Genomic DNA, 16,745 nt, shown 5'->3' with positions numbered 1-16,745 from the left:
AGGTCATCCAGAGCGTAGCGAAGGATCTCCTGAATGTGGCACCGTGCTAATCCCGGAGATCCTTCGCTGCGCTCTGGATAACGTGCGTCCATTACAGTCACTTGTGTAGATACCTATGGGCATTGACCGCGGGGGCTGACAGTGGCACAGGATATGTAGTCCCGTATTCAAGCCGCGGAAACCCAACACGCCACATGAAAAAATAGCGCTTGCCAGTGATCAAGCATGACTATACACTTGAAAGTCAGCAAACAACCCCCAACTATGCTAAACTAGTACATAATAATCTGGAGTTATCGCATGAACAGAAATGACGTATCCATCTTAAGCCAGCGTAATGCATCAGTGCTTGCGACCAATAAAGTTCTCCGCAATACCTATTTGTTACTCGGTATGACTTTCCTATTCAGCGCATTCATGGCCTACATAGCGTTTACACTCGCTGTCAGACCTATGAACCCCATACTTATGATTGTCGGTGTTTATGGCTTGATGTTTTTAACACAGTCATTGAGAAATAGTCCTCTCGGCTTAGTAGCAGTCTTCGCTTTTACAGGTTTTCTTGGTTATACCTTAGGCCCAATCCTTAACTACTATGTTGCCAGCTTCTCAAATGGCCATCAGTTAATTGGCACTGCTCTGGGCGGTACTGGTGTCATTTTCTTTGGTTTATCCGGCTACGCTTTAACAACACGCAAAGATTTCAGCTACTTAAGCGGCTTCCTCTTTGTTGGTGTAATGGTCGCCTTCTTAGCAATGATTGCAGGTCTTTTCTTCCATATACCTGCCTTACAATTGGCTATTTCTGGAGCCTTCGTATTGATCTCCTCTGGTTTAATCCTCTTTCAAACCAGTGAAATTATTCATGGTGGCGAAACCAATTATATTTCAGCAACCGTTACGCTCTTTGTTTCTATCTATAACCTCTTTGTAAGCCTTCTTAACTTACTGAGTGCTTTCTCAGGACGTGATTAACGCTCTCCTCAACTTGAATCCCGGTGAGTTTGCCGGGATTTTTTTTGTCTAAGAGAACCTACAGTTTCCTTAGACAAAAAAAACCAAATTCGCTATCATGCACAGCCTTGTTTGTCTTAGGGAGTGTAAATCATGCACTATGCATTGGCGGATATTATTAAGTTCAGCGCAGATGTTGAAAGAGAATGTAATACAGGAATTCCAGCACGATATAGTCAAGAGCTGTGGGAAACTAACATTGATTATGTCGTTCAATGTCAAACACAGCTTACCAGTCAAGCAACTAAGAAAAATCTTGAGTATTATGCCCAAGCCATTAACCTGGCCGCACAATACCTCCGTTGGGAAGAAGAATCTATACGGAAAACATCAAATGAAATCTTAGTGCTTCTCAGCGAACATCTGAGTGAATTAAACCGATTTAGTCAGACGCTACTTCCAGAATCACAACTAACGCTGCCTAAACCAATCGATGAAGAGACTTATTACATTTCCAAAGAAGAGTTTTTCGAAAAAATAAAAGACATCTATATTGAACCAGCAAGCAAAAAGCCTGACGAAGAAGAACCCTTAGAAGGAAAAAGTTGTATACCTACACAATTTTCCTCCGCCCTTAGCTTCCAAGTTTTAGGTGGTTTTATAGCAGTATTTGGAGTGGTTGCTGTTGCCGTCGCCTTCGCTGCTCTAAGTGGAGCAACCTTGGGCATCGCTGCTGCAGTAGGAATTACGGTAACTCTGGCTGGAATAGGCCTATTCGGCGCCGGAACTTACAAACACTACAAAGAAAACTGCACTATAGATGAACTGAGCGTTGATGAAGCTCCATATAGCCAGACACTTGGCGCTTCTTAAAATGTAGCCTGGATGCAGCGCAGCGAAATCCGGGAGCAGTGATCCCGCTTCCCTAATTTCGCTGCGCTGCATCCAGGCTAAGGGCTATCATATCCAGCTAATAATGCATTACTATACTCTTCACAAAAAACATCTCAATTTGGCAAGACTAGGAAAAACGATGAATTCAAAAGTATTTGTTAACCGCATTTTAAATATGAAAAAGATTAAGCTGATTGGCTTGGATATGGACCATACGCTAATTCGCTACAACACAAAAAACTTTGAATCCTTAGTCTATAAACTGGTTATACAGCAGCTCATTGAGAAAAAGCACTATCCCGAAGCAATTCAGAAATTTCAATTTGACTTTCAAGATGCCATACGCGGTCTCATTGTTGATAGTAAAAATGGCAATATCTTAAAACTTAGCCGCTATGGCGCCATCCGCCATAGTTTTCATGGAACAAAACAGATTAACTATATCGAACAGAAAAAAATCTACCGCAGTATCTATGTTGACTTAAATGACAGCAATTACTTTGCAATAGATACCTCCTTTTCCATTGCTTTTTGTGCCTTATTCAGCCAACTCATTGATTTAAAGGATGAACGCCCTGCCGATCTCCCAAGCTATGCCACAATTGCCTTGGATGTACTCAATACAGTAGACAAAATCCACTCTGATGGCAGTATAAAATCGGTTATTAGCCAAAACCTTGATGAGTATGTTCTTAAGGAGCCTGAGGTTGTTGAGGGGTTGAAGCGTTATATTCGCTACGGCAAGAAAATTTTTATCCTTACCAATTCCGAGTTTTTCTATACCAAACTTTTATTAGATTATGCGATTAATCCCTTTCTCAAAGAGGGTGAAACTTGGCACGACCTGTTTGAATATGTAATTACTTTAGCTAATAAGCCTCGATTTTTTTATGACAAACTTAGATTTTTATCGATCAATCCCGACAACGGCACAATGACCAATTTGCAGGGAAGAATTTCACCCGGTGTTTATCAAGGTGGCTGTGCAACAAAATTCACCGAAGATCTGGATATTAACGGCGATGAAATTTTATATATTGGCGACCATATTTATGGTGATATTGTCCGCTTGAAAAAGGATTGCAACTGGCGAACTGCCCTCGTTGTTGAAGAACTTGGTCAAGAGATTAACTCACAGAAAAACGCGCTGCCTGTAGAACGTAAAATTGTTAGCTCTATGGATGTAAAAAAGGTTTTAGAAGAGAAATATCTGGAGCGTCATACCCAAGATATTGAAGAGCAATCACATGTCCATGAAGCAGAACTACAAGAATTGCAAAAGCAAATTGCTTCAATTGATGCAGAAATCTCAAAGTTATTACAGGAAGAGCAAGGTTTTTATAATCGCAGATGGGGTCGTGTATTTAGAGCTGGCGCAGAAGAAAGCTACTTCGCCTATCAGGTTGATCGCTTTGCTTGTATTTATATGGAAAAACTTGCTGATTTACTTGAGCAATCGCCTCTGACATATTTCCGCGCGAATAGGCGGTTATTGGCGCATGATGTTGAGATTTAGTTGGGTGGTAATAGGTTAGCCCTATCACCCTAATGCAACGTCATACAGAGCGCAGCGAAGGATCTCCTGAATGTGGCACAGTGTTAATCCCGGAGATCCTTCGCTGCGCTCTGGATGACGTAGCGCTGAGACAAAGAGAGACTTGACCTATTACGTTAGGTGGCGATAAGCCCTTAAGGATGAGGGGCGCCCTCTACCGCCCCTCCTGCTGCCAACTTGCTCTCGCACGAAACAAGGCAGGAAGATCATCAACCGACTTTTTAGCAGGCTTATTCAAACTAAAAATCTCACGCTCTTGCTGATAATAAACCCCTAAAGGAACCGGAAACTCGGGAAAATGAAGACGAGATAGGCGCATTGCTGCAATATAATTAGAGGAATCATGCTGATACAAGGCCTTAGCTTGCTGACTAGCAACTTTTTGCAGGCTTTCGTTTTCAAGGCTAAGCGCCCATTCTTTCTCAGCGCCAAATAACAAGGGTTGCCCATCCTCTAATACAATCGTTTTATCGGCACGATTTGTTTTAACAGCAAAGGCATCAAAGGCGCCATGATTGAAAATATTGCAATCCTGATAAATTTCTACAAATGAACAACCCCGATGCTCGTATGCTTGTTTAAGGATTGCACTCAGATGATTAGGATCTTTGTCTACAGCGCGAGCAACAAAGCTAGCTCCTGAAGCCAGTGCAATTGTTAAGGGATTAATGGGTTCATTAGAGACCCCCTGCGGTGAGGTTTTAGTCACCTGCCCTTTTTGCGACGTTGGGGAAAACTGCCCCTTAGTTAGGCCATAAACCTGATTATTAAACAATAAAATATTCACGTTGACATTACGTCTCAGGCAGTGAATCAGATGATTACCGCCAATACTCAGAGCATCACCATCGCCAGTTATCACCCAGACAGTCAGATCATCGCGCATCGCTTTGAGGCCTGTTGCTACTGCTGTAGCCCGACCGTGTATAGTATGGAAACCATAGGTATTCATATAGTAGGGTAAACGCCCAGCACAGCCAATTCCTGATACAAAAACATGCTTTTCAGGTGCTAAACCCAGCTCAGGTAATAGGCGTTGCAATGCGGCTAAAATAGCGTAATCGCCACAACCAGGGCACCAACGCACCTCTGTTGAATTTGTGAAATCTTCACGTTTATAGCTGCTGTTCATAGTTAGCTTCCAATTTAATGGCTGTAACAAGATGGCTCACAGTAAAAGGCTGGCCATTACATTGATTAATTGATTTAGCATCAACCAAATAAGTTGCTCGTAAGAGCTGACACAATTGCCCTGAATTGAGTTCAGCGACCAAAATCCTATCAAATTTAGTCAGAAGCCTGGCCAAATCTGCTGGCAAAGGATTTAAATGACGTAGATGCACCAAGGCAAGTGCTAAGCCTTCAGCATGACATTGATTCACCGCGGATTTCAAACTGCCATAGGTGCTTCCCCAGCCTATCACCAAGGTCTTAGCATTTTCATCGCCTTCGATTGTCAATTCAGCATAATCACGTGAAATGCCAGCAACTTTATCGGCTCTTAATTTGACCATTTTTTGATGATTTTCCGCATCATAACTAACACGCCCTTCTTCCCCCTGCTTTTCCAAGCCACCAATTTGATGAATAAACCCAGCAGTTCCTGGCACATTCCAGCTACGAGTTAATAGCTCATCGCGCTGATAGGGTTTGGGAAAACGGTTAAAGTTAATTTCAGGGATCTTGATAGACTCTACAGCAGGAATCTTCCAGGGTTCTGCCGCATTAGCTAAATAGGCATCGAGCAACACAATCACAGGGGTCATGTATTTGGTTGCCAGAGTGAAGGCTTCAATAATCGTGTTAAAACAATCCGCTGAGGATTTAGCTGCTAGAACCGGCAAGGGTGCCTCACCATGGCGTCCGTATAAGGCTTGCCTTAGATCACTTTGCCCTGTTTTGGTCGGCAAACCTGTTGATGCGCCTGCTCTCTGAATATCCAGCAAGACGAGCGGTAGCTCAGTCATTACCGCTAAACCGAGGCTTTCACTTTTCAAATCTAGTCCTGGTCCTGAAGTACAGGTCAAGGCTAAACAGCCGCCATAGGCTGCACCAATGCAAGAGCAAATTGCTGCAATCTCATCTTCAGCCTGTAACAGTTGCACGCCATAATCAGCTAATTTTGCGCTTTCGTGCAAAATGGCGGAGGCCGGTGTAATTGGATATCCAGAAACGAATAAGGGTATTTTGGTGCTGACCGCAAGGGTAGCCAAGGCCAAAGCCACGGCCTCAACCCCAGTAATTTGCCGGTATTCGCCATTGTCACGACTTACCTGTCCAAGCATAAATTGCCGGCGGCTTAGTTCCAGCGTCATAGCGTAGTTATAACCAGCTAATAAGGTTAACTCATTCGCTTTGGCAATCTGTTGATTTGCTTTAAATTTTTTAGTGATAAAGGCCAGGCAACTGTCTGTAGGTAAATCAAAAAGCCACAAGACCAAGCCTAGCACATAAAAGTTCTTTGCCTTCTTAGCCTGAGCATGACTGATATCAAGACTTTCAACCGCCTTGAGAGTCTGAGTGACTAAAGGTAGGGCAACCAAATGATAGTGTTCAGCTGCCTTATCCAAAACGTCGGGATTAAGGCCTGCTTTTTGCCAGTCTTTTTCGGAAAAACTGTCTTCATTGATAATCAATAAGCCGCCAGGATTTAAATGCTCTAGCGAATGCTTTAAGGCTGCGGGATTCAATGCGACCAAAACATCCAGCTCTTCCCCGGCCGTAAAAATTGCTTGTTCTGCCATTGCCAACTGAAATCCAGATACACCGGCAACGGTTCCGGCAGGTGCCCTGATTTCCGCTGGGAAATCAGGCAGGGTCCTAACATCACGTCCTGTTAGAGCAGCAGTAATCGTTAATTGCTCTCCAACAAGTTGCACTCCATCGCCGGAATCACCGGTTAATCGGATAACAATTGAATCTCTATTTGGCATAATTTCTTGCTTCCAGCATAAGTTGACGCATGTCCCTCACCGCCTCTTTCATACCACAGAACAATGCCTGAGCGATAATTGCATGGCCAATGTTTAGTTCATGTAACTCTTTAATAGCCGCAATTGCCTGAACATTATGATAATTTAAACCATGTCCGGCATTAACAATCAAATTTAAGGACGCTGCAAATTCAGCAGCCTCTTTAATGCGCTGCAATTCATGTTGCCGTTCAACAGGATTTGTCGCATCAGCATAGCAACCAGTATGGATCTCAATCACTGGTGCACCAATAGCGGCTGCAGCCTCAATTTGTTTTTTATCGGCATCGATAAACAAGGAAACTTCCGAACCAATTCGCTGTAAGCGCTTAACTGCATTAGCAACCACATTATAGTGACCAACAACATCCAGCCCCCCCTCTGTCGTTAATTCCTCACGCTTTTCAGGTACCAGGCAGCTACATTCGGGTTTAATCTCTTCGGCAAAATCCAACATTGCATCTGTGACAGCCAGCTCTAAATTCATTTTGGTTTGCAAAACCTCTTTAATTAAGCGCACATCACGAGCCTGGATATGGCGTAAATCTTCACGCATGTGCAAGGTAATGCCATCTGCTCCCGCCTCTTCCGCATCCATAGCCGCCTTTACAGGATCAGGATAACGTGTACCACGCGCCTGCCGGACTGTTGCAATATGATCTATATTAACGCCAAGAAAAATTTGTTTAGACATCGTTATTCACCTTTTATTAAAACTACTGCTACAAATTATGACGCTAATTAAGTAAGGACGACAAGGGGACGTCTGGTAATTGTGGATTTTCATGCGATTTATGTGCCAACTTATGCCTCCCGTCTTAGGTGAAGGGAATAATGAGAAAAGCACTGCGGGCTGATCTGCTCAGGCCGAACGGAGCCCTAAGAACAAAGATCTTAGAAAATAGAACAAGCTGGAAGTGTCATACCCGATTCGCTCAGATCATCATAGTCAGCTACCTCCTCTGTTCTAAGAGGATTGGGCTTTAAGCAGGACCAACGATAGGGATTTGCGGTTTGATAGTTTGGTTCCTCAACCTGTTTTATCTCAGTATTAAAGCAAAGTTGAACCTTTCTTTTATTCTCAGCACCAGGCAAACCAGCCAGATCATTTAAAAGTCTTTCTCTCGCATTGCCGCTATAAATGCCTTTACGAACTAATTCATTGATTTGCCTGCATTCTTCCTCAGTGAGTGATGCGAAAATTACTGATTGCAGCCCTAGAAAAATCTCTACATAAGGCGAGTCATTTAACAACTGAGTTGTTGAGTGATCACAAAGGAAGTAAAGCTCATTAGCACAAGACAAAAGCCCCCAATATTTAGAATGATAATCTGTCAGAGGTAAGAAGCGGCTAAAAAAGCGCGTTGGCTCACAGCCTGAAAAACCAACCTGTCTTACACAAATTGCGAAGGGGTTTTCAAACAGCCCACTCAGTTCATTGCCAACCGTAGCGCCCTGCTGCAATAAATGATCGAGCGTTTGAAAATAGTTCTCAGTAAATTGTTCAGGAGGATTGCTAAAAATATGCTGCCTTGAGCAAGACAGATCGCGTATAAGCATGGGTCGTTGTGAAAGAAGAAAATCCGTATTCTTAAATTCGCCCGCCCGGAATGCAAAGAAAATAGGGGTAGCAAGATTTTCATTCTGCACAAGCAAGTCATAGCGTTGCGGATAAAATCCATAGACCGCTTCTAAAATGTCAATCGATGAAAAGGAGGCCGCAACTTGCAAGGGGCATCCCATAGGCCAATCCAGTGTTGCAAAACTGCTAGGCTCTAGTCGGCTTAAACAAATTTTTACCTTTTCTAAATTTTGGTTTCTAACATAATGCAACAATTTTTCCTTGAGTGTGTACTCATCCATTGCATCCCAGCATTCTTCTTTGTAAGTGTAAATCAAAGTTAATTCACCCTTTTTCTCAGCACCCACGGTTTGCAGAATAGCTTCCAGCTCTTCAATGCTAGCTAAGGGATAATCCTCTTGCTTAAGCAACAGCTCTAATTTTTTATAGACTGGCTGCACTAAATAACTATTTTCAGAATAGATATCAATTAATCGAACCAGCAGAGCAGCCAAACGTTTAGCCCCTGTAGCCTCGCTCTGTTGAATCTGGGCTAGCCATGTTTGAATTTTTTGAATTTTTAATTGCCTGAATTTATTCTTAAACTCTAAAAAAACCTGTTCAGTAGCATGAGCGATATCTTCATTTTGATAACTATCAGTAAAAATTGAAAATACGATTTGATCCGCGGTAAAAGCCCTAGTTCCACATTTGCCTAGTGGATAAGTACTACCAAAATCATAAGGAATACGTGCCTCATCCCCGCGTGACATTAAATGAAAGGCTGCATCTTGATAACGATAACTGGAACGGTGAAAACACTTGAATGATTGGAAAATAAAATTTTCAATTTCTTTTTGCAAGGTTATGCAATTTTCATCAGTAACTAGGTGGCGAAAAGAAGAATATTTTTCATTTAGACCATAATTTGCCAAACTAACAGCGTCGCCTCTATCTGAGCCATTTTGTTGCTCATCCAAGCCTTTTGCTAATTCAACATGTCTTAGCCCTAAACCATTCGTTCTTAGGAATTCTAGGTCATCAAGATCAAAAATAGAGTGCATGTTTTTACACAGCCAGATATAAAATTATGCAATACTATAGGATTGCCTAAAAAAACACCAATAATAATTTCCAATGCCTTATATATCATTTTTGCATTGGCCTTCCTTTGCCTGGATACAAAGATCGTGACTTCAGTATTCGCCCTTCGAGAAAATGATCAATTGCCTGCCGCATGATGAATTTTGCGCTTTTCAAGACCTCCAGGCGTAAATGCCCTGCAGCAATAGCAAGAATATCCTGTCCAGGAATACCTGTATCAGCCAGAATAAAACCCTGGCCGGCGACAAATTGATAGTAAGATTCGGCAAGAATTGGAGCAGAATGGTCTGCCGTGTGGGTGAAGGAAATAGCGTAGCCACAAGTTTCTAATAAAGCCCATTCAAAACGTCTTAGTACTATTTCAATAGCCAAACGCTCGCTGACGGCTGCTAAACCCTCGATGGTAGAGAGGTAGATATCATACAATTCCGGCTGAGAATCCATGGGCTTCAGTGCGTAGTACAATAATTCATTGACATAAAGACCGGCAAAAAGTGAGTTTCCCTTCAGTTCCGGCACACCTACCAACATTTCCATATTACGTACAAAATGCCAATCTCTGCGAACATCAAGGGCAAGCCACAATGGTGCAAAAGGTTGTAAGAGAGCTTGCTTCTTGGGTGTGCGGCCTCCTTTGCACAGGCAGTTCAAAAGACCTTTCTCGCGGGTAAAGAAAGTTACCCGCGCCGAACTATCACCCGAGGGTGTCTTATGTAAAACCCAGGCTTCTAAGGCCTCAGCTGTCATAGCCTAATTGTTTTAATAGGCGTTCATCGTCAGCCCAGCCTGATTTGACCTTACACCAACATTGCAGAAAAACCTTTTTATCCAAAAGCTTTTCCATATCTATACGAGCGCTAGTTGCCATTTCTTTTAATTTTCTTCCTTTATCGCCAATGATAATGCGCTTGTGATTATCTTTATCCACCATAATCAGGGCATGGATACGCACAAGCTCGCCCTCATCTTTATAAGATTCAATTTCAACAGTAGTGGAATACGGTAATTCTTGGCCGCAGAGACGAAAAATTTTCTCACGCAGTAGTTCTGCGCACAAAAAGCGAGTGGAGCGGTCAGTAAACTGATCATCAGCAAACAAATGCGGTCCCTCAGGAAGAAAGGCTTGTAGCTGCTGTTGCAAATTATCGACCTGCACTCCCGTTTTGGCCGAAAGCGGAATAATCGCCGCAAAATCATGGCGCTGGCTCATTGTTTCCAACCAGGGTAAAAGCTGAGTCTTATCAACAATTTTATCCACCTTATTAACCACCAAAACACAGGGAACCTTGGCTTTTTTAATTAGGCTAAGGACATATTCATCCTCATCCTGCCAATGTGTGCCATCAACGATAAAGGCGATAACGTCAACATCACGCAAGGCTGCATTGGCCGTTTTATTCATCATGCGATTCATCGCTTTCTTTGACCCCTGATGAATCCCTGGCGTATCCACATAAACAAACTGATATTCATCATGAGTTTGTATACCCAAGATGCTGTGTCTGGTTGTTTGAGGTTTGCGTGAGGTAATTGATAATTTTTGCTGTAAGATACGATTCAACAACGTTGATTTACCAACATTAGGCCGTCCAACCAAAGCAATATAGCCGCAATAATCTGTCATTAATTTTTAATCCTGTCTATTTTTAGCACATTTTATCAGTCCACCCTGCTAATTGCCAGCAGGGTTTTTGCCCTACTGCCATTAAGTTAAGGAAGGTTTTGTCATTCCCGCGAAGGCGGGAAACTATTTCTAGCTAAGCACAGTGCCAATGTAGAGATGGTTTCCCGCCTTCGCGGGAATGACAAATGCCCTTAACTTAATGGCAGTGGGCGTTTGCTCTATGATAATACGCAAAAAACTTATTTTTAATAATTTCGCAATTTAATTTAACTTGCCTTCGTCCGGTAAAAATCTATACTGTCGCTCATTAACTAAGCCTTTCTTAGATTTGACCATGGCCATTGTTCAGTTAATTAACGGTCGATTACAAACAGTAATTCAATTACAAGTCCACCCCTATCAACATACTCCAACACCTACAATTACTGGTTCAGCGACCAGCGGGCAGGCTGGAACCGTTTTATATGGCTCCTACAACACAGATTATCTCTTACCTGGTGGAGATCGCCTGCGCCTTATTGCTAATCATGACAAAAATACCGTCCAAATACTTCTTTTATCTCATGCTCCAGAAAAACTGAAGCAATTACCAGGAACACGTTGCGCCTCAATTGTGGCCAATGCGATTAGCCTTCTTAATCGTTATCGGATTCGTTCGGACTTCTATGCTCAACCACGTTCTATAGAGCAGCTCGCAAAATACCAATTAACCACAACCTGTATAAAGAGGTTGCAATCCTTATTAGCAAAGGAACGTGCGCTGAATCCTCACGATTGGGAAGGGCAAGAGAAATTACGTCAAGACCTTATCAATATTCTTGAAGACTGTCGTGATGGTAATCGTCTAATAGCTAATAATCCTGTTGTTTCTGAAGGTGATTTAGGCTCTATTTTATATGACATCTGTAAATTTGCTCATCACTATGAATTTAATCGAGTCCACCCTGTTTCAAGGCTTGATCAACTTGACTTCAGTCAACATGTGACTGACAACTCAGAGCTCCCACCCTGCTATGTTTGGGACAGTGAATTACATATTGGCAATGATGAAGCAGCGATAGAGGATACTCTCCGGGTAATCTGCCAACTTTATGGTCTGGAAGCCGGTTCACAATTATCTAATATTCCTGCAAATCGTTTTAAACGCGTGCAAGTATTTTTTTCTAAGCTTTGGCAAAATTGCCAAGACTTAGTGAATCATTTGGCTTCCCCCAAAAAACCCGAGCATGCCAGTGAGACGATTATCCAGACTGGCGGTATTTCAATCACTAAAATTAAGCCCTATTACCACTTAAAAGGGCTCCAACAAAACGGTTACCCTGATCTCAATACCATGGTTAAGGCCCTGACTAAGGCAAGATATTTACCCCTAGAGGCAGAGACCGCCGAAGAGGCAATACGTCTGCTCGGCACGCGTGCTGATGGCAACTGGGTAAAATTACCGCATAATCAGCTTGTTGTGCGCTTGCACAATGAAATGTTGAAAATTAATTATTTTGAAAGCAGTGGCTTATATTATCCTCTCCCTACTGGCGATGATTTATCCTCTCTAAGCGAACTAGCGAAGGGCCCCCTCTTCTTACCCGAGCGTATAAGCCTACAGTTCAAAGCCTTTCTTTCTCGCGTACCTGCTTTCTTTATTTATCTTTACAATTCGCTGAAAGATTATATTGGCAATGACTTATATAACGACTTTAACAATCATATCAATGCAGGACATCCGCAACCGGAGGAATCAGATACAGAAGATGGCGGAGAAGATCTAGGCAATAAAACGTTTACCGAGCATTTTCACACAACCCTGCAAGAAATTTTAAGAAACCGGGGTTTACTTTCTAATGATCAAACTTTGGAAGAGTTTATCGAAACACAAATTCGAGAAAGTAATTACGTCATTGTTCGTGAAGAGCATCCTCCTAGTCCACAAGCCTATGATGACCCCCTGCATCGAGCCCTAAGTGTAGCGCGTCATCTTGCAGCCTTTTTCGTTGATGCCAGTGAAAGGCACCCAATCACTGGTACCCTGGCTGCAGCCGCTTATTTTTACGGGGCTGGGGCAATCATTGCCCCCAAAGTACTTACTTCCATCCTTGCTAAATTGCATTTAAATGGATTAATCGCAGGAATAGGCCCAACCCAAGACTTCGGCAGGTGGATGAGCCATGGCATGCTTTCAGAAGCCCTGTCTGCGGCAACTACCTATTGGCAGGGAATGATTCTTGCGGGAAATTTTGATCAGTTTCTAATCCAAGCCATTGATATATTAAAAGACGATCCTGCAGAGGTAGCAATTGTCATTTCTTTGGCAATTGCCATGGGTTGGAGCTTGTGCAAAATATTCCCTAGCCTACAAGAGGAAATGGGGGAATTTCCTTATATAAACTATGCTTTCCTTGGCGCTAAACAGGGTGTAGCAATTAACGATACCCTAAAATATCCTGGTAATGATTGGTTTCTTGGCACGATTAAGTGGTTGCTTAGATGTGGAATGATTCTGGGGAAAATGTTAATTGGACCCTTCATAGAGGCTTATCATTATGGCTTTAAAGATGGGCTACTTTCTGGTTTAAAGAAAAGTTGGAATTTATTGCTTCGTACAGGCAAGCAAATTTTTGCTGGCCTTGCAGATTTATCATTGGCAATAGCCACTATACCTTTCCAGGAGATGGCCTCACTGCTTATTCATGTGCCCTTCCGCGGTCTAACCAACATGCTCAGCAAAACCTTAGCAACGATAGGTAACTGGGATGCTTTGGGAGAGGTCTTAATTGACTTTGCGACACGACCTGATAGTTGGAACTATCTGACAGGTTTTCGCCTTTCGCCACTCTATGGCTTTTATTCACCCTTTGGTACCTATTCACAAAACAGTATTATTAATTCAGTAGCTAATTGGGCAATGGCAATTTTTTCACCACCATTTCAACTGATGAAAAATCTGGTTGTTTTGCCCTTAATTGATATCACTTCTCTTTGCATACGTATCGCTCTAAGCATCCTGAATCCAATAACCAGAGCTCTTACCTACACGGCTGGCAAGCTCTTAACTACTGCAGCTATTGTTTGGGACAATAGTATTGGAATAGTGTTTCGCTTAGCAGCTAGAGGTGTAACCTTGGGCGCAAATTGGATTGACAATAAGGTAGGACACTTCAAACACGACCTCTTAGGAAAAATACAGGTTTTACGCCGCCAGCTTTATCATTGGGCCTTTGAGGATGAGGACTTAGCCCTACATGGCGTCTTGCAAAACAAGAAAGCCTCTAACCACCCTATTACTGGCATTAACGAGGATAAGCAGTATTTTTTAGATAATCCTGTACGCACTGAGCATTTACCTCATGAGCATAATAGTACACATTGCATGTTTGAGGCCTTACTCGGTGATCGATTACCAGTGATCACCGCCGATGAGTCGGCTAGGCACTCCCATCATCCTTCTCTGTTTCATACCTCCTCTCCAGGACGATCACGAAGGGCAAGTGCTATAAATCCAACTTCAAGTATTTCTGAGTTTTCTCTATAATTCCTCAGCATCACAACCGTTCGGACTGAGGAGGCCTTTAGGGCGCTTCGATCTGTGGTTAAACTCTCGCAACAATGGAATTGATATGAAAACCGAAGGCTTTTCTCTAATTGAACTGATGTTCGTTATTATTATTGTCGGTATTTTAACGACCTTCACTTACCCAATTTTCCAAGAAGCAATCACTCGCAGCAGACGTATCGATGGGCAAACATCCTTAATCGACCTTGCTAGCCGCATGGAACGCTACTTTGCTGAAAATCATAGCTATCAGGGTGCAACCTTAGGCACTGGAACCAGTACCGATATTCTCGCAAGCAAGCACTCCTCACAAAGCTGGTATATTTTGGCAATAGTCGAGCAAACGGATAGTTCTTTCAACCTAGAAGCAATCCCAACCAAAGCTCAAGCAATAAATGATAAAGCCTGTCAAACATTAGGCTTGAATAATCTTGGTATTAAAACTGTGACTGCTGGTCCTGGCGGGCTACCAACAGCAAAAGCCGATATTTGCTGGTAAATGCGCAGCTTTAGCTCAATGGGGAGCCACTTTGGCTATTGTATAGACAATTATATCGTGTATAATTTAAAATATTGGTCAGATTTAATTAACAGGATTTAACTATGACAAAAAAATCATTCTCAGGCCTTATGTCGCCAATGAATCAACGCACAAAACAATCTGCTGCAGAACAAGCAAAGACTGGCTCCACTGGCATGCAGAAGGATATTCAACTACTTCATGATAGAAATCATCCAAACGCTCTCACCCTTAGCGTACAGGGTAAACCAGCTCCTGTTGTTGTTAAAAATGATGCAGACTTAGCCCAACTTATACAACCTTATCAAAGGGGTAAAACTACACCAGCAGCTGCCGCTGCTGCAAATGCGAAGGAGATGGGGCTAACTGGCCATATTGCTCGTCTCAATTCACCTATCGGAAAAGCCCAACAAGCAATACAACGAGAACAACTTGCCATAATTGCTGACTTAAAAGAGCAGGCTGCCCTGGCTCAATACCGCAAAGAAGTCTTAAAACAATTATTTTTGCTAAATGTTCGCAGAATGAAAATAGCTGAAAGAAGGGCAAAAACGAGAGAGACCATTGCAGCTAATGAAAGGCAAGATCAGAAAAGCTTAGCCCGTGCCAAAGAAGTAGCAGCACAGAGCCATACATCTGCGCCAATATCAGCTATGTCTGATGAAGCCTTACGAAGATACCTTTTAAGCTCTTACGATCAAGCTATACAAGATCTTCAAAATGAAATTGACGACAGTTTAGATGAAGCCGAAAAACTTGGAGAAGAAATTACTGCCCATCTGGCTGCCGGTGAAGAAATTCAAGAGCGCTTTGGCCTCTTGGCTACAAATCTCGACAACCTGGATGCACATTCTCAATCTTTAGAGAGCCTGCCTCATCAAGAAAGAGTTCATGCAACCCAAAATGGCCTCCTGGACATTCAAGCAAAGATGGCTCAACTTACTACCAACATCCTGCAACTTGCTAATCAGGGTCAAGATCATGAAGCCAGCCAACTTATGAACCACTTAGATGGACTTCACATCGAGGCAGAAGGTATGCAGACAATGTTGGATCATGCGCATAGTAAATGTCATTATTTCACTGAAGAAGGACATAGCACTGACGCTTATCATAAAGCAGCCTTTATTGCTCCCAAAGATCAACATATTCATAGAGATAAAGCAACAGGCCAATTACTCTTATTAGAAAAAGGCCAGAAACCTGAGGACATGAGTGCTGAAGAGAAAGCGGCCGCTCACGCAAAATTCGAACAGTTTAAGCCTGGGTTCTGTAATGCAAGAGGCAAGGTAAAGCAGTATCACGATACTGAAATGAGGGATTATGAGAATACACAGAAAGATTTGGTTGAGCGTAGTGAGAAAATGCAGCAGCATATTTTGCAGCTGACAGACGAACGCAATAAATTAATGGCATTAAGGGCAACAGCAATGACTGGGCTTGACGTTGCTAGGACTGACCTCTCAAATACAACTGAACCTATGCCGACTCCGGGTTCAGCACCAACACCCCAGCCAGGGCAAACCATGGTTAACCCACAACCTTCACCTCCGCCAAGTGACAGGCATATGCTTCAATTAATGCGTATTAATCCTACGCAGGAAGCGATAGATCGCTATAAGAATAGCAAGACCCTCCCAAATGGCGAGCCTGATAGACTTGCTCAAGAGGCAATTACCAACACCATTAAACCCGGACAACCGATACCAATTACCGTAATTCATAATTTATTGACGACTCTGGCGCGTCTTCCTCAGCCAAGTACCGCGCCTAATCCGCTCAGTACAACACTCTCTCCTCTTGCTAAGAAGCCAAAGCAAGATGAGGAACCGTCACCAAGTACCGCACCAAGTCCTTTCAGTACAACACCCTATCCTAGATAAATCCAATCAAAAAGGGGCTCATCAGAGCCCCTTTTTAGTTCTTAGGACAGTCAGTCCCGTTATAATGCGGCTTTGTGCTGCCCCTGAGATCCTTCGCTACGCTCCCAAAGACATACGTCATGTCGAACGTA

The 16,745-nt window shown here is 42.8% G+C and carries 12 protein-coding genes; 6 read left to right on the top strand and 6 right to left on the bottom strand.

Annotation, left to right across the window (positions count from 1 at the left end; translation table 11 throughout):
* Positions 1 to 300: 300 nt before the first annotated feature.
* From BN1094_RS14510 to BN1094_RS14500, 3 genes are all read left to right on the top strand, one after another.
* Complete coding sequence (locus tag BN1094_RS14510) at positions 301 to 975, top strand: Bax inhibitor-1/YccA family protein (protein WP_044011800.1); 675 nt, start codon at positions 301 to 303, stop codon at positions 973 to 975.
* Between the two features lie 132 nt (positions 976 to 1,107).
* Positions 1,108 to 1,827, top strand: coding sequence for a hypothetical protein (locus BN1094_RS14505; RefSeq protein ID WP_044011799.1), 720 nt, complete (start codon positions 1,108 to 1,110; stop codon positions 1,825 to 1,827).
* A 160-nt stretch (positions 1,828 to 1,987) separates the two neighbouring features.
* Entirely contained in the window at positions 1,988 to 3,364 is a 1,377-nt protein-coding gene (locus tag BN1094_RS14500; RefSeq protein ID WP_044011798.1) for an HAD-IG family 5'-nucleotidase, read from the top strand.
* Between the two features lie 193 nt (positions 3,365 to 3,557).
* Here BN1094_RS14500 and BN1094_RS14495 read toward each other — a convergent pair whose 3' ends face one another.
* The 6 genes from BN1094_RS14495 to era all read right to left on the bottom strand — a co-directional run bounded on the left by BN1094_RS14495 (position 3,558) and on the right by era (position 10,664).
* Entirely contained in the window at positions 3,558 to 4,535 is a 978-nt protein-coding gene (locus tag BN1094_RS14495; protein ID WP_044011797.1) for a 2-oxoacid:ferredoxin oxidoreductase subunit beta, read from the bottom strand.
* Positions 4,519 to 6,336: a 2-oxoacid:acceptor oxidoreductase subunit alpha gene (locus BN1094_RS14490; protein WP_044011796.1), complete on the bottom strand. Its 1,818-nt coding sequence runs from the start codon at positions 6,334 to 6,336 to the stop codon at positions 4,519 to 4,521. Before BN1094_RS14490 ends, BN1094_RS14495 begins: the two co-directional genes overlap by 17 nt.
* Positions 6,326 to 7,069, bottom strand: a complete 744-nt coding sequence (gene pdxJ / locus BN1094_RS14485; protein ID WP_044011795.1) for a pyridoxine 5'-phosphate synthase — start codon at positions 7,067 to 7,069, stop codon at positions 6,326 to 6,328. The genes BN1094_RS14490 and pdxJ overlap by 11 nt, the downstream gene beginning before the upstream one ends.
* A 200-nt stretch (positions 7,070 to 7,269) precedes the next feature.
* Complete coding sequence (locus tag BN1094_RS14480; RefSeq protein WP_044011794.1) at positions 7,270 to 9,000, bottom strand: hypothetical protein; 1,731 nt, start codon at positions 8,998 to 9,000, stop codon at positions 7,270 to 7,272.
* A gap of 85 nt (positions 9,001 to 9,085) precedes the next feature.
* A complete protein-coding gene (gene recO, locus BN1094_RS14475; protein WP_044011793.1) occupies positions 9,086 to 9,787 on the bottom strand; it encodes a DNA repair protein RecO in 702 nt (233 codons plus the stop codon).
* The gene (gene era, locus BN1094_RS14470; protein ID WP_044011792.1) at positions 9,777 to 10,664 is read right to left on the bottom strand and encodes a GTPase Era; all 888 of its coding nucleotides are present in this window, start codon (positions 10,662 to 10,664) and stop codon (positions 9,777 to 9,779) included. Before era ends, recO begins: the two co-directional genes overlap by 11 nt.
* A gap of 334 nt (positions 10,665 to 10,998) precedes the next feature.
* Here era and BN1094_RS14465 point away from each other — a divergent pair, with 334 nt between their 5' ends.
* The 3 genes from BN1094_RS14465 to BN1094_RS14455 all read left to right on the top strand — a co-directional run bounded on the left by BN1094_RS14465 (position 10,999) and on the right by BN1094_RS14455 (position 16,614).
* A complete protein-coding gene (locus BN1094_RS14465; RefSeq protein WP_044011791.1) occupies positions 10,999 to 14,190 on the top strand; it encodes a hypothetical protein in 3,192 nt (1,063 codons plus the stop codon).
* Positions 14,191 to 14,275: 85 nt separating this feature from the next.
* Positions 14,276 to 14,710: a type IV pilin protein gene (locus BN1094_RS14460; protein ID WP_044011790.1), complete on the top strand. Its 435-nt coding sequence runs from the start codon at positions 14,276 to 14,278 to the stop codon at positions 14,708 to 14,710.
* Positions 14,711 to 14,814: 104 nt separating this feature from the next.
* Positions 14,815 to 16,614 carry a hypothetical protein gene (locus tag BN1094_RS14455; protein WP_044011789.1) on the top strand — a complete coding sequence of 600 codons (1,800 nt, stop codon included), beginning with the start codon at positions 14,815 to 14,817 and terminating at the stop codon, positions 16,612 to 16,614.
* Positions 16,615 to 16,745 lie beyond the last annotated feature (131 nt).

It is taken from the genome of Legionella massiliensis (assembly GCF_000756815.1).
GTDB lineage: Bacteria > Pseudomonadota > Gammaproteobacteria > Legionellales > Legionellaceae > Tatlockia > Tatlockia massiliensis.
The sequence above is the reverse complement of the archived record's forward strand: the minus strand, read 5'-3'. Positions and strand labels throughout refer to the sequence as shown.

Bases quoted from the DNA above. Each gene is read 5' to 3' on its own strand.
- BN1094_RS14510 (WP_044011800.1), top strand. From the start codon at position 301: ATGAACAGAAATGACGTATCCATCTTAAGCCAGCGTAATGCATCAGTG.
- era (WP_044011792.1), bottom strand. From the start codon at position 10,664: ATGACAGATTATTGCGGCTATATTGCTTTGGTTGGACGGCCTAATGTT.
- BN1094_RS14460 (WP_044011790.1), top strand. From the start codon at position 14,276: ATGAAAACCGAAGGCTTTTCTCTAATTGAACTGATGTTCGTTATTATT.
- BN1094_RS14500 (WP_044011798.1), top strand. From the start codon at position 1,988: ATGAATTCAAAAGTATTTGTTAACCGCATTTTAAATATGAAAAAGATT.
- pdxJ (WP_044011795.1), bottom strand. From the start codon at position 7,069: ATGTCTAAACAAATTTTTCTTGGCGTTAATATAGATCATATTGCAACA.
- recO (WP_044011793.1), bottom strand. From the start codon at position 9,787: ATGACAGCTGAGGCCTTAGAAGCCTGGGTTTTACATAAGACACCCTCG.
- BN1094_RS14495 (WP_044011797.1), bottom strand. From the start codon at position 4,535: ATGAACAGCAGCTATAAACGTGAAGATTTCACAAATTCAACAGAGGTG.
- BN1094_RS14490 (WP_044011796.1), bottom strand. From the start codon at position 6,336: ATGCCAAATAGAGATTCAATTGTTATCCGATTAACCGGTGATTCCGGC.
- BN1094_RS14480 (WP_044011794.1), bottom strand. From the start codon at position 9,000: ATGCACTCTATTTTTGATCTTGATGACCTAGAATTCCTAAGAACGAAT.
- BN1094_RS14505 (WP_044011799.1), top strand. From the start codon at position 1,108: ATGCACTATGCATTGGCGGATATTATTAAGTTCAGCGCAGATGTTGAA.
- BN1094_RS14465 (WP_044011791.1), top strand. From the start codon at position 10,999: ATGGCCATTGTTCAGTTAATTAACGGTCGATTACAAACAGTAATTCAA.
- BN1094_RS14455 (WP_044011789.1), top strand. From the start codon at position 14,815: ATGACAAAAAAATCATTCTCAGGCCTTATGTCGCCAATGAATCAACGC.